The organism is Acidimicrobiales bacterium (assembly GCA_016716005.1).
Classification (GTDB): Bacteria; Actinomycetota; Acidimicrobiia; order Acidimicrobiales; family JADJXE01; genus JADJXE01.
In genome coordinates this window covers 3368187-3388960 of record JADJXE010000001.1, presented here as the reverse complement: position 1 = coordinate 3388960, position 20774 = coordinate 3368187, and the positions used below count along the sequence as shown (strand labels likewise).

Below are 20774 nucleotides of genomic sequence, written 5' to 3'. Positions count from 1 at the left end.
GTACGGTCTCCCACGCTGGCCCGCCCCCCGACGAGGACGTGATCGAGGGACGTCCGGCAGGTGACCTGTGAACGCCGCTCGAACGCTCCGATCCCGCACCCGCCAACGGCGCGCCCTCGTGCTGCTCGAGGTGGCCAACCTGGTGAGCGGCGTGTCGAACGCGCTCGTGCTCGTCACCATCCCGTGGCTGATCCTCGAGCGCACCGGTTCGGCTGCGGCCGCCGGGCTCGCCGGCGCCCTCGCCGGGCTGCCCGGCATCGTGGTGGCACCGGTCGTCGGGGTGCTCGTCGACCGCCTCGGCCGCAAGACCGTCTCGGTCGGGTCGGACGTCCTGAGCGCGGTCTCCGTCGGCCTGTTCCCGGTCGCCGACGCCCTCGGTTCGCTCGGCCTCGCCATGATCCTGGCGCTGACCCTGCTCGGGGCCGCCTTCGACCCCGCCGGCTACACCGCCCGCAAGTCGCTCATCCCCGACGTCGCGACAGCGAGCGGCATCGGCGTCGACAAGGTGAACGGCCTCCATGAGGGGGTCTTCGCGGCCGGATGGGTCGTCGGACCAGCGCTCGGGGCGCTGGGCATCGCGGCCGTCGGGCCCGTGACCACGATGTGGTTCGCGTTCGCCGCCTTCATGGTCGCCGCGCTCCTCGTGGGGCTGCTCCCGGTGGCCAACCGGGCGCACCACGACGACCGGCCGCCAGCCGACGAGGCCTCCTCGCTGACGACCGCTCTCGCCGGGCTCCGTGCGCTGCGTGCCGACCGCCCGGTCCTGCTGCTGACGATCGCGATCGCGGTCGTCGCCAGCATCTACACCCCGACCGAGTCGGTGCTGCTGCCGACGCACTTCGAGGCCATCGACCGACCCGAGGCGTTCGGCATCGTCATGAGTGCCATTGCCGCAGGGGCGATGGTGAGCGCCTTCGGGTACGGCTGGATCGCAGCGAGGATGTCGCGCCACCGAATCGCGACCGTGTTCCTCACCCTGGCCTGCTTCGCCTACGCGCCCATCGCGTTCCTGCCGCCGGTGGCGGTGATGGTGCCGGCAGCGTTCCTGCTCGGGCTGTCGTGGGGGCCGCTCAACCCGCTGCTGAACAGCCTGGTGCAGGACCGATTCCCGGCCGAGCAGCACGGGCGGGTGTACGGCGTGCAGCTGGCCGTGTTCTACGCGACGCCGCCCCTCGGTCAGCTCGTCGCCGGTGCCGCCGCATCGCAGTTCGGCGTCGAGCCGGTCATCGCAGCCGTCGCCGTCCTGATGGTGATCACCGCCGTCGTCGTCGACCTCCAGCCGACCCTGCGCGGCCTCGACGGGCCCGGCCAGCGCGACCAGGTCGTGTCCGGCGGGGTTCCGAAGTGAGACCGGGTCCGATCGTGTCGCCGTCCGAACCGGCGGGGACCCGTCGGCCGCGACATGCTGGCAGCCGCCGCGGTCGTGGCCGATCTGTGACGGGAGGACGCGCGTGAACGCGAAGGTCGACGCCTACGTCGAGCGGTCGACGCAGTGGCCCGACGAGATCCGGCGGCTGCGGGCGGTCCTCCTGGGCTGCGGGCTGACCGAAGAGCTCAAGTGGGGCAAGCCCTGCTACGTGCACCGAGGCAAGAACATCGCCATCGTCCAGGAGATGAAGGACTTCCTCGCCCTGATGTTCTTCAAGGGCGCGCTGCTGCACGACACCGACCACGTGCTGGAGGACCAGGGCCCGAACTCCCGGTCGGCCCGTCGGATCCGGTTCACGTCGGCCGACGACGTGGACCGGCTGACCGACACCGTCACGGCGTACGTGGCTGAAGCCGTCGACGTGGAGGACGCCGGCGGGACCGTGGGCGCTCCACCCGAGCTCGTGCTCGTCGAGGAGCTCGAGCACCGTCTCGACCGGGACCCGGCGCTCCGGGCCGCCTTCGAGACCCTCACCCCCGGCCGCCGGCGGGAGTACCACCTCTACGTCGCCGGCGCGAAGCAGGCCACGACTCGGGTCGCACGGGTCGAGAAGTGCGTCCCGAGGATCCTCGACGGCAAGGGCCTACGCGACCATCCGGCGTCTCCGCCGGTGGTGGGCCCGGTGGGGATCGAACCCACGACCCAGCGATCATGAGGTGCTCCGGCCCCGACGCTGTGCTCGGTGGCCGGATGTGCAGGTCACGGCCACGTTCGGCCCGAACGTACCGACCGGGGTTGCCCGCTCTGGGCCGCCGTTCCGGCGCCACGACGGCCGAGTTGGAGGAGCTGAAGCGGCTGGGAGTGTGAGAACGCCGAGCTGCGCCGTGCCGACGACCTGTTGAAGGCGACGGCCAGTTCCCTCGGGGCGGAGATCGACCGCCAGTCGAAGACGTGATCCGGTTCATCGATGAACACCAGGATCAGCGCAGCCGCCAAACTAACTTGCGCATGTCGATCCCTTCCGGGCACCCCACCGTTGCCCGGAACAGCCCCGAGCACTGAGGCCGCGTGCGAATCCTCCTGGTGTCAGACCTCCACTACTCCCTGCCTCAGTTCGACTGGGTGGTCGAGGCATCGGCCGACGTCGACCTGGTTGTCCTCGCCGGCGACCACCTCGACATCGCCTCGCACGTCGCGCTCGCCACGCAGGCGTTCGTGGTCTCCAACTATGTCGCGATGCTGCGTGAACGCACCCAGGTGATCCTCACATCCGGCAACCACGACCTCACGGGGCCCGACGATCACGGCGAGAACGCCGCCCTCTGGTTGGAGGGCCTTCGTGCCACCGGAGTTCCTACGGACGGTGATTCGCTCCTGATCGATGACACCCTGTTCACGATCTGCCCCTGGTGGGACGGCCCGCTCGGCCGCGAGCGCGTCGCGCGACACCTCGCGGCGGATGCCGCTCGCCGTCCGGAGCGGTGGCTGTGGGTCTACCACTGGCCACCGACCGACTCGCCCACCTCGTGGACGGGTCGGCGTCACTACGGCGACGCCGACCTGGCCGGGTGGATCGCCGAGCATCGGCCCGACATGGTGTTGAGCGGCCATGTGCACGGACCGCCGTTCAAGCCCGACGGCAGTTGGGTCGATCGCATCGGCGCCACCTGGGTGTTCAATGCGGGCAACCAACGCGGCCCCCTACCCACCCGCATCGAGATCGATCTCGACGACGGCACCGCGACCTGGCTGTCGCAGATCGGCATCGAGCACGCCGACCTCTCGTCGCCCACCCCGCCCCCGCGGACCGTCTTCTGACCTGGTCGCTCGGGCTCGCGGCGGTCAGTACTCGGGGTCGGGATCACGGGACGAGACGGGACGCTCCCCCTCGGGCGGTTGCTCGCTGACATAGCGCAGCACATCGGCCACCATCGACAACCCTGGTGCCACGCCGTACTGGCGCTGCAGGTCGGCGAGGTAGACCGAGAGGGCGTCGAGCCGTCTCGCCAGGCCCGTCGCCACGAGCCGAGCGATCTCCGCGTGCTGGTCGAAGAGGAGCGCACCGTCCACCGCATAGCGCATGCGAGTCGGCGTGAGGGCGACGACCGTTGCGCCATGGGGCTGGTCGAGCAGCAGCGAGATCTCCCCGAACGTCGTGCCCGAACGGTCGAGCGTGCTGATGTGCTGACCGCCCCGGCGCACCTCCACGCTGCCCGACACCAGGATCCAGATCGAGTTCGTGCGCGACCCTTCGCTGATCACCACCTCGCCGGGTCCGTAGTCGACCTCGGGCAGGTCGCTGGTGAGCGACAGGACGAGGGTGTCGGGAGCCACGACCACCGATGCTAGTCAACCGACCGGCATCGTCCCTGGCCGAAGGGTTCGCTGCGGCGACGTCACGAGTGCGAGCACGAACCGCTGCATCGACTGGTCTTCATCTGGCCAACGTGAACGATTCTGCCCAGCGGGCCCACGCGGCGAGCGCAACCGGAACGGTGCGGCTCAGCGGCGTCCGAATCGATCCCGTTCCGGTGGTGGGTCTTGCCGTCGCCGCCGTGTCGCCGTGTCGACGGCCGACCGCCGACGCGTCGTCAGCCCTGGCGTGCGTTCTCGCTCCGGTCCGCTTGCGCACGCTGGATCAGCTGGGCCTCACGCGCGAACCCGCGCCGCTCGGCGACGGTGAGGGCTTCGTCCAACAGCGTGGCGGCGGCATCGGTTCGTCCCGCTGCCGCCAGGGCGCCCGCCAGGCTGCGTCGACTCGACACCGCCTCGAACACGGCCTCGATCCGATCGGCCTGTTCGACGGCCTCCGTCAGCAGTTCGATCGCACCGGTCACGTCCTCGAGGGCGAGCGCCAGCACGCCCATCGTGCGCGACACGAGACCGAAGCACGACGAGCCGCCGCCGGTCACGCTCATCAGGCCGCGGAACTCCCGCACCTCGTCGAAGATCTGCTGGCAGTGATCGCGTCGCCCGAGCTCGGCGGCGACCTCGGCACGGGCCTGCAGCACCGGGAGCCAGAAGTAGTTGCGTGGTATCTCCTCGGGCCGGTCGAGCACCGCCTCGGCGCCGGCGCGATCACCCGCACACAGCAGTCCGAGGCCCAGACCGGCCTCCCACATCCTGGACTGAGGGCCCGTGGTCATCGCCTGGAGCGCGTCGACCATCTGACCCAGGGCGCCGGCCTGGTACGCGAGGACCGCGGTCTGGATCATCCACGTACCCTCCGCGTCGGCTGTCGTCGAGCGGAACCGCCGGAACAGCTCGTCGACGCGCTGCTGGGCGTCGGACTCGGAACGGACGATGTCGATCGTCAGGAGCAGTCGGTGCGTGTGGAAGACGTTGAACTCGTTCTTCGTCAGCTCGAGGACGGGGGCGAGCTCGTGCAACCTGGCCCGGCTCCCGGGTAGGTCACCGCGTTCGAGGAGGCAGTACGCGGCGAAGAACCCGCTGATGAACTCCGTCTGGGTATCTCCCGTGGCTCTGGCCAGACGTCCGAGATCGCGCGCGATCTGCTCACGCCGCTCGAGCGTCGCCGGCTCCCACAGGCACACGAACTCAGCGTGCAGCACGTCCGCTGCGAGCGGCGGATCGCCGTGCCGACCGGCCAGATCGTTGGCCTCGGCGATCAGCTTCTCGCGGGGCTCCCGCGTCGAACCGAAGGTGAGGTGCGACGCAAGCGTCGCGAGGATGCGCGCCCGCATCGGATCGTCGTCCGCGAGCATGCTGATGGCGTCCTCGCAGAGCTCGATCAGCTCGGTGTCGGGCATCTCGGCAATGAAGAACAGCGACGTCCCGAGCCATGTGCTCATCGATGCGGCTTCCGCCATGAGCTCCGGGTTCCGAGCCGTTCGAGCCAGACGCCCGGCGCGAACGATCGCCTGCCGAAAGGAGGCGTCACCCAGTGCCCGGGCCGCAGCGCCGAACCCCAGCCAGGCATTGGCGCGCTCGACGACGTCGGCGTGGGGATCGCTGTTCAGGAGGTCGATGACCTGCCGATACCGCTCCCGTGCCGACTCGAACGCCAGGGCCACCAGGTCGCGACGTGCGGCCCTCGCCAGGTGCTTGGTCGACTTCGACTCCATCCCCGCCAACTGCCAGTGGCGGGCGAGCTCGTCGAACTGCTCGGCGCCGCGGGCTTCGAGCGCCTCGGCGATTCGGCGGTGAGCGCGCGCTCGACGGCTGGCACTCAGCTCGTCGAGCATCGACGTGCGGACGATCGCGTGGACGAACGCGAACTGGTCGACCCCGACCTCGACCACGATGCCGGCGCGCGCCACCTCTTCGAGCACGTCGAGCACGTCGTCGGCATCCCGGTCGACGACGGTGGCGAGCAGCCCGACGTCGAAGGTCGGACCGATGACCGCGGCGAGCGTGAGCATCTCGTGCGTACCAGGAGCCAGACGCGACAGCCGCTGGGCGACGACATCGTGGACCGAATCAGGAGTGGTCATCCGGTGGTCTGCTGCACCGGTGAGGGCCTGTTCGAGTTGGCCCGTCGACGCCAGATGGTGCAACAGCTCGGACGCGAAGAAGGGGTTCCCGGCGCTCTCGTGGTGCACCGTGTGGGCGATGTCGGCAACCCGGGTGATGGGCGCCGATCCAGCGAGCGAGGTCACCATCTCGGCGACGTTCGCCTCGCTCAGGACCTCGAGGTCGGCGATGGTCGTGCGGCCCGACGATCGGACATCGGCGAGCAGCTCCCGGAGCGGGTGCGACGCACCGAGGTCTGCCGGGCGATAGGTCCCCATGATGAGGAGCCGGTGGGCATCGCGTTCCTGGATCAGGTGCCGCAGCAGCAGCACCGTCGGTGCCGTCGCCCAGTGGAGGTCCTCGACCACGAGCAGGAGCGGGTGCACCCTCGACAGCCTTCCGACGAGCGCAGCCACGGCCTCGAACAGCTCGAGGCGGGCGAGCTCCGGCTGGGTGTCGATACGGCTCGACGTGCTGCCGGGGAACAGCCTCCCCAAGGAACCCGCACGGGTGGACATCGCCAGATCGAGCGTCTCGTCGAAACCGCCGGCCGACCGACACGCCATGACCACAGGCTCGTACGGCACGTCGACGTCACTGCCGCACACACCGGCCAGCACGATCGCCCCGCTCTGGTGAGCGATGTCGGCGCACTGAGAGACGAAGCGGGTCTTGCCGATGCCGGGCTGGCCACGAACGAGCATGAGCCCACCGGAGCCGGCCCTGGCGTCGTCCCAACTCGACCGGAACGCGGCGACCTGCTGGTCGCGTCCGACGAGCGGGAAGCGCCTGTCGATGACGAGCAGGCGGGGTATGGGCGGTGCCGTCCCGTGCTCGAGGTCGATCACCCGGTAGACGAGCACCGGCTGATCGAGGCCCTTGAGCGTGCGCTCCCCCACCTCTTCGAACGCGACGTTCGAACGGCGATGACCGAGCATCCGCACGGCCTCGGTCGCGAGGATCTGGCCGGGTCGCGCGAGTGCCTCGAGCCGAGCCGCTTCGATGACGGCGACACCTCGCCGATCCCCACCTTCATCGATGGTCACCTCGCCGACGGCCAAGCCGACGCGTACCTCGAAGGCAGCGACGGCGCCGTCACCGGTGCCGTAGTCGATGACCGCTCGCTGGATGGCCGTCGCCGCCCCGACGGCGTCCGATGCGGTCGAGAAGGCGGCCTTGACGCCGTCTCCCGTCCACCGGGTCACCGTGCCACGGTGGGCCTCGATGACCGATGCGAGCAGATCGTCGTGGTGCTTGCGCAGCAGGTCGGCTCGATCGTCGCCCAGCCGTGACCTCAAGGCCGTCGAGTCGACCATGTCCGTGAACAGGATCGCTCCGGTGCTCACGCTCGGTGCCACGACGTTCGACACTAGCGAAGGAGAACGATCGGCAGTCCTCGGCGCAGGAACGCGAAACCGGCACCGACCTGCGCCGGACCGCCCGGGCGATGAGCCGCTCCCCGTGCCCGGCCGCCGCTGGTGGTGGGCCCGGTGGGGATCGAACCCACGACACAGCGATCATGAGGTGCTCCGGCCCCAACGCGCCGCTCGGTTGCGAGACGTGCAGGTCACCGCGACGTTCAGGCTGTGCGTGCGGACCAGGGTTGCCTGCTCTGGGCAGGGTCACACCTGGGCCCCACTCCCCGAGTGGCTCATGGCCGGTCTCGTGGCGGTCAGGGGACCGCGACGTCGACGTCGGGCGGGCCGGGCGTGAAGTCCCTCACCTCGCCCGAGTCGATCTCGGCCTGGGCGAAGTAGTCGGTGCCGGGGCCACCCCAGATCTCGTCGACCCCGGGGCCGCCGTAGCAGGTGTCGTCGCCGGCCCCGCCGACCAGCACGTCGTCACCCTGGCCGCCTTCGAGCCAGTCGTTGTCGTCGCCGCCGAACAGCTGGTCGTCGCCAGGGCCCCCGTCGAGGTAGTCCATGCCGGGACCGCCGACCAGCACGTCGCCGCCGTTGGCGCCGAACAGCGTGTCGTTGCCCTCCTCACCGAACAGCTGGTCGCCGGCGCCACCCGTCCCCCACGCATAGTCGTTGCCGGGTCCGCCTCGGACGATGTCCTCACCCCCGTAGGCAAGGATGGTGTCGCCGCCGTCCAGCCCGTCGATCACATCGGCCCCGGAAGTGCCCTGGAGGTTCCCCGGCGGGTACCCCGAGCCGGCAAATCCCATGGAACACGGGTTCGGCAGGTTCCACGCACCACAGTCGTTGACCGTCATGTCGTTGAACCCGCCGCCGCCGTCGTCGCCGGTGGTGCCGGTGATGGTGGCCGGGTCGGTGGGCACGGCCGGCTCGGCCGGCGGTCCCGTCGGCCCGCTCGGAGCAGGCGGCGGCGGCGTGAACCCGGCCACACCCGGCGCCGCCACATCCGGCCCGAGCGGCAGGACCGCGGCCACGATGGTGACCACGACCGTGGCCGGCTCCGAACGCGAACCGTCCCCGGCCATCGCCACCACCGTGCACGTGTGCACCCCCGGGCCGAGCGTCAACGACATCGACGTCGCCCCCGTCGACCCCATCGCGGCGCCGTCACAGGTCACCTCGTAGGCCACCGCCCCCGCCACCGGCCCCCACGACAACACCGCCACCGACCCCGACACCGCCACCGACACCACCGGCACCGCCAGCTCGGCCCGAACCACCGGCAACCGCACCGCCACCCCCCGCCCCACCGCCGGCGACAACCCCGCCGCCCCCGCCGGGACACCCCCACCCAACACCAGCCCACCGGCCAGCGACACCACCCCCGCAGCCACCCCCGCCCGGCCCAGCTGCCTGCGCAACGACCGCATCGAACCCATCACACCCTCCTCGCCACCAGACGCGCCACCACCCGCCCCGGGTGCCCACACCCACGACCGGCCCACCACCCCTCCCACCAATGCAGAAGGACGACTCCAGCGCCGGTCTCGCCAGTGGCTCCCCACAGGCCCAGCGGCCGAACACGGCCCGTGGCTCAACGCCTCGCCTACGCGAAGCGAACACCCGCCACCCCCCACACCGGTAGGGCCGAAATCCCCACCCGCACCCACCCACCCGCCGGCCCACCCCCACGCCCGTGCGCTGTGCCAACGCTCTGCGGGATGCCAGCCGGACGTCTGTGCAGGTGGTGGGCCCGGTGGGGATCGAACCCACGACCCAGCGATCATGAGGTGCTCCCACAGCCCTCCCCGCCGCCGGCTACCTCGCCGGCACGGACACGGCCGGCCCCAACGCTGTGCTCGGTTGCGAGACGTGCAGGTCACCGCGACGTTCAGGCTGTGCGTGCGGACCAGGGTTGCCTGCTCTGGGCAGGGTCACACCTGGGCCCCACTCCCCGAGTGGCTCATGGAGGGTCGCGTGACGCTCAGCTCAGAGGGCGACGTCGAAGTCGGGCGGGCCGGGCGTGAAGTCCCTCACCTCGCCCGAGTCGATCTCGGCCTGCTGGAAGTAGTCCGTGCCGGGGCCACCCCAGACCTCGTCGACCCCGTCGCTGCCGAAGCAGCTGTCGTCGCCGGCGCCGCCGACCAGCACGTCGTCACCGACGCCGCCATCGAGCCAGTCGTTGTCGTCGCCGCCGAACAGCTGGTCATCGCCATCGCCCCCGGCGAGGTAGTCCATGCCGGGGCCGCCGACCAGCACGTCGTCACCGGAGTCGCCGGCGAGGTAGTCGTTGCCGTCCTCACCGAACAGCTGGCTGTCGCCCTCGTTTCCCCAGATGGCGTCGTTGCCGGGTCCGCCGCGCACGATGTCGTCACCTCCACCGGCCGCGATGGTGTCGCCGCCGGCCAGGCCGTCGATCACATCAGCCCCGCCGGTACCCACCAGGTTCCCCGGCGGCCACCCCGAGCCGAAGGTCACGCCCGCGCAGGGGTTCGACGTCTTGCCGCAGGTGTTGACCCACACGTCGTTGAACCCGCCGCCGCCGTCGTCGCCGGTGGTGCCGGTGATGGTTGCCGGGTCGGTGGGCACGGCCGGCTCGGCCGGCGGCCCGCTCGGAGCCGGCGGCGCCGGCAGCGGCGTGAACCCGGCCACGCCCGGCGCCGCCACCTCTGGCCCCAGCGGCAACACCGCGGCGACGATGGTGACCACCACCGTGGCCGGCGCCGAACGCGAACCGTCCCCGGCCACCGCCACCACCGTGCACGTGTGCACCCCCGGGGTGAGCGTCAACGACATCGACGTCGCCCCCGTCGACCCCACCGCGGCGCCGTCACAGGTCACCTCGTAGGCCACCGCCCCCGCCACCGGCCCCCACGACAACACCGCCGCCGACCCCGACACCGCCACCGACACCACCGGCGCCGCCAGCTCGGCCCGAACCACCGGCAACCGCACCGCCACCCCCCGCCCCACCGGCGCCGACAACCCCGCCGCCCCCGCCGGGACACCCCCACCCAACACCAGCCCACCGGCCAGCGACACCACCCCCGCAGCCACCCCCGCCCGGCCCAGCTGCCTGCGCAACGACCGCATCGAACCCATCACACCCTCCTCGCCACCAGACGCGCCACCACCCGCCCCGGGTGCCCACACCCACGACCGGCCCACCACCCCTCCCACCAATGCAGAAGGACGACTCCAGCGCCGGTCTCGCCAGTGGCTCCCCACAGGCCCAAGCGGCCGAACACGGCCCGTGGCTCAACGCCTCGCCTACGCGAAGCGAACACCCGCCACCCCCCACACCGGTAGGGCCGAAATCCCCACCCCGCGCCCACCCACCCGCCGGCCCACCCCCACGCCCGTGCGCTGTGCCAACGCTCTGCGGGATGCCAGCCGGACGTCTGTGCAGGTGGTGGGCCCGGTGGGGATCGAACCCACGACCCAGCGATTATGAGTCGCCTGCTCTGACCACTGAGCTACGGGCCCGGGTCACGAAACCCGAAGAACGATACGTGAAGCTCCGGGGGAGGGACTCGAACCCTCAACCTACTGATTAACAGTCAGCCGCTCTGCCGATTGAGCTACCCCGGAAAGCCCATCGAGCCTAGCAGCGCCTCCACGGCACGCAGGACCGTCGCCGACGCAACGCCGCCCCTCGACCAGCGGGCACGACGCGCTCGGGGGCTACTCGCCGTCGAGGTAGTCGCGCAGCTTCTGGCTGCGCTGCGGGTGACGCAGCTTGGCCAGCGTCTTCGACTCGATCTGGCGGATCCGCTCGCGGGTGACCCCGAACTCGCGGCCGACCTCCTCGAGGGTGCGGGCCTGGCCGTCGTCGAGACCGAAGCGCATGCGCACCACCTGCTGCTCGCGGTCATTCAGCTCGTGGAGGGCCTCGAGCACGGCCTCGGACAGCATGCGGCGGGCGGCGACCTCGGCCGGCGCCTCGGCCTGCTGATCCTCGATGAAGTCGCCGAGGTTCGAGTCGTCCTCCTCGCCGACCGGCGAGTCGAGCGACAGCGGATCCTGCGAGATCCGCATGATCTCGCGCACCCGCGCGGGCGTCATGCCCACCCGCTCGGCCAACTCCTCCACCGACGGCTCGCGCTCCAGCTCCTGCATCATCTGGCGCTGGACCCGCATGACCTTGTTGATCGACTCGACCATGTGCACGGGGATCCGGATGGTGCGGGCCTGGTCGGCGATGGCGCGGGTGATCGCCTGGCGGATCCACCAGGTGGCGTACGTGGAGAACTTGAAGCCCTTCGTGTAGTCGAACTTCTCGACGGCACGCATGAGCCCGAGGTTGCCCTCCTGGATCAGGTCCAGGAAGAGCATCCCGCGCCCCACGTAGCGCTTGGCGATGGAGACCACCAGCCGGAGGTTCGCCTCGATGAGCGCGTCCTTGGCGTCGTCGCCGTCGTCCACGAGCCGGCGGAGGCGCCGGCGCTCCGCCTTGGAGAGCTCGGGTGCCGCGCCTCCCTCGGCGTCGGCGGCGTGGGAAGCGGCGAGGTGCTCGGCGGCGTGCGAGCCGGCCTCGATGCGCTTGGCCAGCGCCACCTCCTCCTGCGCGCTGAGCAGGTGGACCCGCCCGATCTCCTTCAGGTACATCCGCACCGGGTCGGACGTGCCGCCGATGGTCCGGTTCGCCGGGTCGATCCGCTCGACCGCGAGCCGGGTCCGGCGCCGCGAGCCGTTGCGGCGCGACGCCACGGCCTCCTCGGCGGCCACGATCTCGTCGTCGCCGGCGTCGGACTCGTCGTCGACCTCGGCCTCGATCGGCTCCACCAGCAGGATGCCCTCGGCGTCGAGGGTGCGGCGGATGGCCTCGATGTGCTCGTGGTCGAAGTCGTCCCCGAGGTCGACGAACTCGAGCACATCGTCGGGCGTGACGGAGCCGGCGGCCCGACCCTTGGCGAGGAGCCGGTCGAGGGCACCCACGGGGACGCTCTCCGTGCGCTGGCCGTCCTCAGGGGCGCTCGTCACGGAATCCGTCATCCCCTCTCCCGGCCCTCTCCGCGAGCCAGGCTAGCAACTGCCTGGCCGCGTCGAGCCCCGTGTCCTCGGCGCGCAGCTCCTCGATGCGCAGCTTCAGCCACGCGACGGTCGGGGCCAGCGACACGGGGTCGGCGAGGGTGCGGGCCTCGGCCTGGAGGCCGGCCAACGCACGGCCCCCGGCCCCGTCCACCAGGCGCCGCAGCACGTCGTCGGTCTCGGCCTCGCTCTCCTCGACGGCCAGGCGCTGCAGCAGGTCGGCGACCTCGGGCGAGGCCCGGTCGATGGCCTCGTGGAGGGTCGCGGCCGAGGCGAGGGCGTGGAACGCCTCCACGTGGAGGGGGTCGGCGAACAGCACGTCGTCGAGGTACGGCGCCACCTCGGCCGGGCGATGGACGGCGAGGCGCAGGGCCTCGAGCTCCGGGCTGTCGTGCCCCACCCGCCGCCGGGGCGGCCGGGCCGGCGGCCCGGCCTCGGGCCCCGCGGTGCCCCGTGCGGCCGCCCGGGCCCGCAACCGCTCCACCGGCACCCGGCACCGGTCGGCCACGTCCATCAGGTACTGGTCGCGCACCAGGTCGCTGGGATGCTCGGCGATCACGGCCACGGCCTGCTCGGCCGCCCGGGCCCGCCGCTCGGGCGTGGAGAGGTCGGCGCCCGCGAGCACGCGATCGAGCCGGAAGCGCAGGAACGGGACCGGCTCGGCGATGGCGGCCAGCAAGGCGTCGGGGTCGGTGCGCGCCAGGTCGGCCGGGTCGGCACCGGCCGGGAGCGGGGCCACCGAAACCTCGATCTCGTGTCGCCGCTCCCACTCGTACACCCGCTCGGCCGCAGCCTGCCCGGCAGCGTCGGGGTCGAAGGCCAGCACCAACCGCTTCGAGTAGCGGGTGAGCAGCCGGACGTGCTCCTCGGTGAGCGCGGTGCCGCAGGTGGCGACGGCCTCGGCGACCCCCGCCTGGTGCAGGCCGATCACGTCGGTGTAGCCCTCGCAGAGCACGGCCCGGTCGTGCTGCACGATGGCGCTCTTCGCCCAGTTCAGGCCGTAGAGCGTGCGGCTCTTGTGGTAGAGCGCCGAGTCGGGCGAGTTCTTGTACTTCGGCCCCTCGGCGCCGGGCAGGCTGCGGCCACCGAACCCCACCGGGTCGCCCTGGGCATCGAGGATCGGGAACAGCACCCGCGCCCGGAAGGCGTCCTGGCGCCGGCCGGCACGGTTGACGAACCCGAGGCCGCTGTCGCGCAGCACGTCATCGGGCAGGTCGAGGGCGCGGCAGAGGGCGTCCCACTCGTCGGGCGCCCACCCGAGCCGGTAGCGCTGCACCACGTCGCGCTCGTAGCCACGGGAGCGCAGGTAGGCGCGCGCCGGACCGGCGTCGGGCGCGGACAGGAGCCGGTCGCCGTACCAGACCACCGCCCGCTCCACCGCAGCCACGAGGCGGGCGCGCCGCTTTCGCTCCTGGCTCTCGCCGGCATCGGTGTAGCGCAGCTGGACGCCCGCCTTGACGGCCAGCCACTCGACCGCCCCCACGAAGTCGACGTGCTCCATCTCGCGAACGAAGGTGATGACGTCGCCCCGCGCGCCGCAGCCGAAGCAGTAGTAGAGCCCTTTCCTCGGCGTTGACCGAGAACGACGGCGACCGCTCGGCGTGGAACGGGCACAGCCCCTGCCACCGCCGACCGACCCGGCGCAGGGCGACGTACTGGCCCGCGATGGCGACCAGGTCGGACGCCTGCCGGGTCCGCTCCACGTCCTCGTCGACGATCCCCACGCGTCCACGTTCGCGGATCCGGCGCCGCCGCGCCCGGCAGCGGGCCGGACGGGGCGGCGCCGGGTCGCGCTAGCGGCTGTCGCTCGAGTTGCCCGCGCCCAGGACCGCCTGCGCGGCGGACAGCCGGGCGATGGGCACGCGGAACGGCGAGCAGCTGACGTAGTCGAGACCGACGCCGTAGAAGAACCGGATCGACTCGGGGTCGCCACCGTGCTCGCCGCACACGCCCAGCTTGAGATCGGGGTTGACGCCGCGGCCCCGCTCGGCGGCCATCTCGACGAGCGCGCCCACCCCCCGGTGGTCGATCGTCTCGAACGGGTTGCGCGGGAGCAGCCCCTCCTCGAGGTAGCGGGCCATCAGGCGGCCCTCCACGTCGTCGCGGGAGAAGCCGAACACCATCTGCGTGAGGTCGTTGGTGCCGAACGAGAAGAAGTCGGCGACCTCGGCGATGTCGTCGCCGCGGATGGCGGCTCGGGGCGTCTCGATCATGGTGCCGATCGACACCTTGAGCGGCGTCGACGTGCGCGCCTGGACCTCGGCCATCTCCTCCTCGACCCAGCGCCGGACCAGCGCCAGCTCGGCCCGGGTGACGACGAGGGGGATCATGATCTCGACGATCGGGTCGCCGCCGGCCTCGACCCGCTTGAGGGCGGCCTCGAGCAGCGCTCGCACCTGCATCTTGTAGAGGCCGCCCTTGATGATGCCCAGGCGGACGCCTCGGGTGCCGAGCATCGGGTTCTGCTCCTGCCACGAGCGGGCCGCGCTGAACAGCTCCTTGGTGAGGTCGTCGAGCTCGCCGCGGGCCTCCCGGGCGATGAGGTCCTCGATGTTGGGGAGGAACTCGTGCAACGGCGGGTCGAGCAGCCGCACGGTGACGGGCAGGCCGTCCATGGCCTCGAGGATCTCCTCGAAGTCGGCCCGCTGCACCTCGAGCAGCTCGGCGAGGGCGGCATCCTCCTTCTCGGGCGTGTCCGCCAGGATCATCCGCTGCACCACGGGCAGGCGGTCGCCGAGGAACATGTGCTCGGTGCGGCACAGGCCGATGCCCTCGGCGCCGTACTCGCGCGCCCGGGCGGAGTCCGGGCCGTTGTCGGCGTTGGCCCGCACCTGGAGCTTGCCGCGGCGGACGTCGTCGGCCCACTCGAGGATCGTCTTGAACTCGGGCGGCGGGTCGCCCATGGTGAGGTGCATCTCGCCCAGCACCACCTCGCCGTTGGTGCCGTCGATCGAGATCACGTCGCCCTCGCGGATCACCACGCCGTCGGAGGCGACGTAGCCGTCCCCGAACTCGAGGGCCTCGGCGCCGACCACCGCCGGGATGCCCCAGCCGCGGGCCACGACGGCCGCATGGCTCACCAGGCCGCCCCGGCTGGTGAGGATGCCCTGTGCGACCTGCATGCCGTGCACGTCCTCGGGTGAGGTCTCGGTGCGCACGAGGATCACCTGCTCGCCGCGCTCGCTGGCCGTGACGCAGTCGTCGGCGGTGAAGTACACGCGCCCCACCGCCGCGCCGGGCGACGCGGCCAAGCCGGTGGCGATCACCTCACGGTCGGTCTCCTCGAACTGGGGGTGCAGCACCTGGTCGAGGTGCTCGGCCGTGACCCGCAGGACCGCCTCCTCCTTGGTGAGGCGGATGTCGGGATCCTCGGTCATCTCCACGGCCATCCGGAGGCCGGCCACGCCGGTGCGCTTGCCGACCCGCGTCTGGAGCATCCACAGCTTGCCCTGCTCGATCGTGAACTCGGTGTCGAGCATGTCGCGGTAGTGCCGCTCCAGGCGCTCGAAGATGTCGTGGAGCTCGGCCGAGATGACCGGGAAGCGGTCGGCCAGGGCCGACAGCGGCTCGGTGTTGCGGATGCCGGCCACGACGTCCTCGCCCTGGGCGTTCACCAGGAAGTCGCCGTAGGAGCCCTTGGCGCCCGTGGCCGGGTCGCGGGTGAAGCCCACGCCGGTGCCCGAGCTGTCGTCGCGGTTGCCGAACACCATGGCCTGCACGTTGACCGCGGTGCCGAGGTCGTGCGGGATGTGCTCACGGTTGCGGTAGGCCACCGCACGGGCGCCGTTCCAGCTGCGGAACACCGCCTCGATGGCCTGTCGGAGCTGGTCGACGGGCGCCTGCGGGAACGGAGCGCCCGTGTGGCGCTGCACGATGTCCTTGTAGGAGCCGCACAGGTACTTGAGCAGCGGCGGGGGCACCTCGGCGTCGCTCTTGGTGCCGGCCAGCTCCTTGGCCGCGTCGAACAGCGAGTCGAACTCCTCGGCCGGGATGCCGAGCACGATCCGGCCGAACATCTGGATGAACCGACGGTACGAGTCGTAGGCGAACCGCTCGTCGGAGCTCTGGGCGGCCACGCCCTCGACCGACTCGTCGTTGAGGCCGAGGTTGAGGACCGTGTCCATCATCCCGGGCATCGAGAACTTGGCGCCGGAGCGCACGCTCACCAGCAGGGGGTCCGACGGGTCTCCGACGCGCCGCCCCATCTTCTGCTCGAGCGCGGCGACGTGCTCGAGCACCTCGGCGTCGAGGCTGTCGGGCCATCCGCTCTGCATGTACGCGCGGCACGCGTCGGTGGTGATCGTGAAGCCCGGGGGCACCGGCAGCCCGAGCTCCGAGGTCATCTCGGCAAGGTTGGCGCCCTTCCCGCCGAGGAGGTCCTTGAGCTCCATCGGCGGCCGGTCGTAGCGGTGATCGAAGTCGTAGACGTACGGCACGTTTCCCCCGGGGGTTGGGTGGGTCTCAGCTGAGCAGGTCGAGCAGGTGGTCGACCAGCTTGTCGATGGACACGCGGTCCTGGGCCATGGAGTCACGCTCGCGGACGGTGACCGCGCGGTCCTCGAGCGTGTCGAAGTCGACGGTGACGCAGTAGGGCGTCCCCAGCTCGTCCTGGCGGCGGTACCGCCGGCCGATCGACTGGGTCTCGTCGTAGTCACAGATGAAGTGGGGCTGCAGCAGCGCCAGCACCTCGCGAGCCACGGGCGTCAGCGTGTCCTTCTTCGAGAGCGGGAGCACGGCGACCTTGTACGGGGCGAGACGGGGGTGGAGGCGCAGCACGACGCGGGTCTCCCCCCGCACCTCCTCCTCGTCGTAGGCGGCCAGCAGGAAGGCCATCATGGCGCGGGTGGCCCCCGCCGCAGGCTCGATCACGTGGGGCACGTAGCGCTCGCCGGTGGCGGTGTCGTGGTACTCGAGGCGCTCGCCCGACGCCGCGGCGTGCTGGTTGAGGTCGTAGTCGGTGCGGTTGGCGATGCCCTCGAGCTCGCCCCACCCCCACGGGTAGAGGAACTCCACGTCGGCCGTACCGGCCGAGTAGTGGCTGAGCTCCTCGGCGTCGTGGGCCCGGAGGCGCAGCTCGGCCTCGGGGATGCCGAGGTCGGTGTACCAGCGGTAGCGCTCCTGGCACCAGTACTCGAACCAGCGCGGGGCCTCGTCGGGGGGCACGAAGAACTCGAGCTCCATCTGCTCGAACTCGCGCGTGCGGAAGATGAAGTTGCCCGGCGTGATCTCGTTCCGGAAGCTCTTGCCCACCTGGGCGATGCCGAACGGGGGCCGCTTGCGCGTGGCCTGCAGCACGTTGGCGAAGTTCACGAACATGCCCTGGGCCGTCTCGGGCCGCAGGTAGGCCACGGAGCCCTCGTCCTCGACCGGCCCGGCGTGGGTCTTGAACATGAGGTTGAACTGGCGGGCCTCGGTGAAGGTGCCGTGGCCACCGCAGCTCGGGCAGGTGTCGGGGTCGTCGAGCTGGTCCTGGCGGAAACGGCTCTTGCAGCGCCGGCAGTCGACCAGCGGGTCGGTGAAGTTCTGCAGGTGCCCGCTGGCCTCCCAGATGGCGGGCGGCGACAGGATCGACGCGTCGATCATCACCACGTCGTCGCGCAGCTGGACCATGGCCCGGACCCAGGCGTCCTTCACGTTGCGGAGCAGCAGCACCCCGACGGGCCCGTAGTCGTACGCGGAGCGGAAGCCGCCGTAGATCTCGGCCGAGGGGAACACGAAGCCACGGCGCTTGCAGAGGTTGACGACCTGGTCGAACAGGCTCGGGCCCTCCGCAGGCTGCTGGACCGACATGAAGGAAGATCCTAGTGGACGGGCCTCCCGGCTCCTCCCCCGGTTCAGACCCGCGTCAGCCGCGCGTCAGAGCCGGTCGCCGGAGTACGCGGCCTCCAGCAGCTGGAGCAGCTCCATCACCATCGGCATCCGCGGGTTGGTGCGCATGCTGGGATCCTCGAAGGTGGCCCGGGCCAGGTCGGGGAGCGCGGCCCGGAACTCGTCCTCGGGCACGCCCACCTCCTTGAGGCTCCGTGGGATGCCCACCTCGTCGAGGAGCTCGTCGACGTGGTCGAACAGCCGCTGGCGCCGCTCCTCCGGGCTGTGCCCACCGAAGATGATCCATCCCAGCTCCGTGTACTTGTCGGGCGCCACGTAGGCCCCGTAGCCCGGTGCAGGCATGAACTTGGTGGGGAGCGAGGCGTTGTAGCGCATCACGTGGGGCAGGAAGATCCCGTTGATCCGTCCGTGCGGGACGCCGAAGCGCGGGCCGACGGCGTGGGCGAGGGCGTGGTTCACGCCCACGAACGCGTTCGAGAACGCGATCCCCGCCATCGTGGCGGCGTTGGCCATCGCCGTGCGGGCCTCCATGTCGCTCCCGTCGGCCACGGCGCGCGGCAGGTAGGTGAAGATCAGCCGGCACGCCTGCGCGCAGAGGGCGTCGGTGTAGGGCGAGGCGAAGATCGACACCCCGGCCTCGAGGGCGTGGGTGAGGGCGTCGATCCCGGTGTCGGCGGTGACCGACGGCGGCATGCTCATGGTGAAGTGCGGGTCGACGATGGCCACGTCGGGGACGAGGCCGTAGTCGACGAGCGTGACCTTGTGGTCGACGACCCGCAGCACCGCCGCAGGGCTGACCTCCGACCCGGTGCCCGCGGTGGTGGGCACGGCCACGAGCTTCACCGAGTGCGTGATCTGCGGGTAGTCGGCGACCCGCTTGCGGGCGTCGAGGAAGGGGAGGGTGAGGCCCCGGAGGGTGAGCGCCGGGTTCTCGTAGAACAGCCGCATGGCCTTGGCGGCGTCGATCACCGACCCGCCGCCGATCGCCACGACCAGCTCGGGCTCGACCCGCTGGAGCAGGTCGACGCCCTGGCGGACGAGGGCCTCGTCGGGCTCCGGGGTGATCGCCGAGAACACCTCGACGTGGGCGCCCCGCAGGTGCTCGCGGACCTCGTCGGCCATGCCCCGGTCGGCGAGGAGCTGGTCGGTGACGATGACGGCCTTGTCCACCTTGATCTGGTCGAGGGCCTCGATGGCGCCGAGGTTGAAGTACGTCTCCGACGGCACGCGGAACCACTGCGGGGGCGTCTTGCGCCGCGACACCGTCTTGATGTTGAGCAGGTTGCGGTAGTTCACGTTGTCGGTCGTGCTCGATCCCCCCCAGGTGCCACAGCCCAGCGAGAACGTGGGCGTGAGCGAGTTGTAGACGCCGCCGAGGGCGCCGACGGCCGTCGGCGCGTTCACCAGGATGCGACCGGTGCGCACCGCCTTGGCGTAGGCGTCGATCACGTCGTCGTCCCTGGCGTACACCGCCGAGGTGTGGCCGAGGCCGCCGGACTCGGTGACCAGCACACAGGCCTCGACGCCGTGCTCCACGCTGGGCGACCACACCAGACCCAGCACCGGCATGAGCTTCTCGTGCACCAAGGGGTGCCGGGCCAGCTCGTCGAGGTCGGTCGGGAGCGGCGCGATGAGGATCTTCGTGGCCGGGTCGGCGGGGATGCCCGCCCGCTCGGCCAGCACGGGGGCGGTCTGGCCCAGCGCCTCCATGTTCACCACCCCGTCGCGACCGAAGGCGAAGCCGGAGAGCCGGTCGACCTCCTCGGGGCTGAGCACCCGGGCGCCCATGCGCGAGAACTCGGCGACCAGCTCGTCGTAGACGGCCTCGTCGACCACGCAGGTCTGCTCGGCCGGGCAGATCACCGAGGCGTCGAAGGTCTTGGAGATGAGGATGTCGACGACCGCCATCTTCACGTCGGCGGTCCGGTGCACGTAGACGGGGGCGTTCCCGGGGCCCACCGACACCGCGGGCTTGCCGGCCGAGTTGGCGGCGGCGACGACCTTCGGCCCGCCGGTGGTCCAGATGAAGTCGATCCCCGGGTGCTTGAACAGGTAGTGGGTCACCACGTGGGGCTGGTCGGGGATCAGCTGCAGGGCCCCGGGGGGCATGCCGGCGGCCTCGGCGGCTTCGCGCATCACCTCCATGGTGCGCTCCGCGCACCGCCAGGCGCGCGGGGAGGGACGGAACACGATGGCGTTGCGCGTCTTGGCGGCCACGATCGCCTTGAACAGCACGGTCGACGTGGGGTTCGTCACCGGGGTGATGGCCAGCACCACGCCGATGGGCTCGGCCACGTACTCGATGGCCCGCTCGGGGTCCTCGTCGATCACGCCGACGGTCTTCTTGTCCTTCAGGTAGTCGTACAGGAACTCGGTGGCCACGAAGTTCTTGACCACCTTGTCCTCGAGCACGCCGAAGCCGGTCTCCTCGACGGCGGCGAGGGCCAGGTCGCCGGCGCTCTCCAGGCCGGCCACGACCATCGCCCACACGATGGCGTCGACCTGCTCCTGGTCGAGCTCCCGGAAGGCGCGGGCGGCCTGCTGGGCCCGTCCGACGACCTCGTCGAGCTCGAGCGCACGCTCGACGTCGAGCCCGTCGGGAACGGCTGCGATGGGGTCGGGCATGGGGTACGTCCTCCTGCGCTGAGGCTTCCCCCGAATGTGACCCCTGGCACCCGGGTGGGCGCCAGGGCCGTCCGTCACCTCGCGTC

General features: G+C 71.3%; 12 protein-coding genes, 2 tRNA genes and 2 riboswitches. Of the genes, 3 read left to right on the top strand and 11 right to left on the bottom strand.

The annotated features are described in order from the left end of the window. Window positions 1-67 precede the first annotated feature (67 nt). The 3 genes from IPM45_16445 to IPM45_16435 all read left to right on the top strand — a co-directional run bounded on the left by IPM45_16445 (window position 68) and on the right by IPM45_16435 (window position 3187). Complete coding sequence (locus IPM45_16445; protein MBK9181118.1) at window positions 68-1348, top strand: MFS transporter; 1281 nt, start codon at window positions 68-70, stop codon at window positions 1346-1348. A gap of 157 nt (window positions 1349-1505) precedes the next feature. Further along, the gene (locus IPM45_16440; GenBank protein ID MBK9181117.1) at window positions 1506-2084 is read left to right on the top strand and encodes a YdeI/OmpD-associated family protein; all 579 of its coding nucleotides are present in this window, start codon (window positions 1506-1508) and stop codon (window positions 2082-2084) included. 353 nt (window positions 2085-2437) lie between these two features. After that, window positions 2438-3187 (top strand): metallophosphoesterase, encoded by a 750-nt coding sequence (locus IPM45_16435; GenBank protein ID MBK9181116.1) that lies wholly within the window; start codon window positions 2438-2440, stop codon window positions 3185-3187. Window positions 3188-3211: 24 nt separating this feature from the next. Here the strand turns inward: IPM45_16435 and IPM45_16430 are convergent, their stop codons facing one another. The 11 genes from IPM45_16430 to adhE form a co-directional block, all read right to left on the bottom strand. Next, window positions 3212-3703 (bottom strand): cyclic nucleotide-binding domain-containing protein, encoded by a 492-nt coding sequence (locus IPM45_16430; GenBank protein ID MBK9181115.1) that lies wholly within the window; start codon window positions 3701-3703, stop codon window positions 3212-3214. Between the two features lie 257 nt (window positions 3704-3960). Continuing rightward, window positions 3961-7200, bottom strand: a complete 3240-nt coding sequence (locus tag IPM45_16425; protein ID MBK9181114.1) for an AAA family ATPase — start codon at window positions 7198-7200, stop codon at window positions 3961-3963. A gap of 314 nt (window positions 7201-7514) precedes the next feature. Next, window positions 7515-8642, bottom strand: a complete 1128-nt coding sequence (locus IPM45_16420; protein ID MBK9181113.1) for a hypothetical protein — start codon at window positions 8640-8642, stop codon at window positions 7515-7517. A gap of 91 nt (window positions 8643-8733) precedes the next feature. Next, window positions 8734-8817, bottom strand: a riboswitch (cyclic di-GMP riboswitch). Window positions 8818-9192: 375 nt separating this feature from the next. Further along, a complete protein-coding gene (locus IPM45_16415) occupies window positions 9193-10305 on the bottom strand; it encodes a hypothetical protein (GenBank protein ID MBK9181112.1) in 1113 nt (370 codons plus the stop codon). A gap of 91 nt (window positions 10306-10396) precedes the next feature. Beyond that, a riboswitch (cyclic di-GMP riboswitch) is annotated at window positions 10397-10481 on the bottom strand. A 132-nt stretch (window positions 10482-10613) separates the two neighbouring features. After that, a tRNA-Ile gene (locus tag IPM45_16410) sits at window positions 10614-10689 on the bottom strand. Window positions 10690-10721: 32 nt separating this feature from the next. After that, window positions 10722-10794 (bottom strand) — tRNA-Asn (locus IPM45_16405). Window positions 10795-10887: 93 nt separating this feature from the next. Continuing rightward, window positions 10888-12198: an RNA polymerase sigma factor RpoD gene (gene rpoD, locus IPM45_16400; protein MBK9181111.1), complete on the bottom strand. Its 1311-nt coding sequence runs from the start codon at window positions 12196-12198 to the stop codon at window positions 10888-10890. After that, on the bottom strand, window positions 12170-13966 hold the full coding sequence (dnaG, locus tag IPM45_16395; protein MBK9181110.1) for a DNA primase: 1797 nt from the start codon (window positions 13964-13966) through the stop codon (window positions 12170-12172). Before dnaG ends, rpoD begins: the two co-directional genes overlap by 29 nt. Before the next feature lie 61 nt (window positions 13967-14027). Continuing rightward, window positions 14028-16670 carry a pyruvate, phosphate dikinase gene (locus IPM45_16390; GenBank protein MBK9181109.1) on the bottom strand — a complete coding sequence of 881 codons (2643 nt, stop codon included), beginning with the start codon at window positions 16668-16670 and terminating at the stop codon, window positions 14028-14030. Between the two features lie 25 nt (window positions 16671-16695). Beyond that, window positions 16696-18024 carry a glycine--tRNA ligase gene (locus IPM45_16385; GenBank protein ID MBK9181108.1) on the bottom strand — a complete coding sequence of 443 codons (1329 nt, stop codon included), beginning with the start codon at window positions 18022-18024 and terminating at the stop codon, window positions 16696-16698. Between the two features lie 66 nt (window positions 18025-18090). After that, the gene (gene adhE / locus IPM45_16380) at window positions 18091-20688 is read right to left on the bottom strand and encodes a bifunctional acetaldehyde-CoA/alcohol dehydrogenase (protein MBK9181107.1); all 2598 of its coding nucleotides are present in this window, start codon (window positions 20686-20688) and stop codon (window positions 18091-18093) included. Window positions 20689-20774: the final 86 nt, after the last annotated feature.